General features: G+C 68.4%; 1 protein-coding gene. It reads left to right on the top strand.

The genetic code is table 11. The features are described 5' to 3' along the window. The coding region (locus D7X99_RS42005; RefSeq protein WP_368667849.1) for a tol-pal system YbgF family protein at positions 1-510 on the top strand (510 nt) is incomplete at both ends.

Here is a 510-nt window from a genome sequence, read left to right as displayed (position 1 = left end):
TCGACTACTACAAGGCGAAGCGCCTGGACAAGGCCATCGAGGTGCGCAAGCGCCTGTTCGCCGAGTACCCGCGCTCCAAGCACGTGCCGGACTCCATCTACGCGAACGCGGAGGCGCTGGAGGCCATTGGCGACTTCGAGGACGCGGCGACGACATACGAGGCCTACGTGCGCGGCTACGAGCGCAGCCTGGGGGAGAAGGGCAACGCCCGGGCACGCCGCGGCAAGAAGCGCAGGGGCGCGGCGGACGACAAGCCCGCGGTGGTGCAGAAGTGGGACGAGTCCAAGGCGCAGGTGGCGCTCTTCAACGCCGCCACCTACCGCGAGGGCCTGGGCCAGATGAAGGCCGCGCTGCGCAACCGCGAGCACTACCTGACGCTGTGGCCGCGCGCCAAGGACGCGGACGAAATCCGCCTGTCCATCATCGACCTGACGGGCAAGAGCGGCGCGGCGTTCAAGGCCATCAAGATGCTGGAGCAGTACGAGCGCGACAACATGCGCTCCCCCAGCC

The sequence above is a fragment of the Corallococcus sp. AB032C genome, from assembly GCF_003668935.1.
Classification (GTDB): domain Bacteria; phylum Myxococcota; class Myxococcia; order Myxococcales; family Myxococcaceae; genus Corallococcus; species Corallococcus exiguus.
The sequence above is the reverse complement of the archived record's forward strand: the minus strand, read 5'-3'. Positions and strand labels throughout refer to the sequence as shown.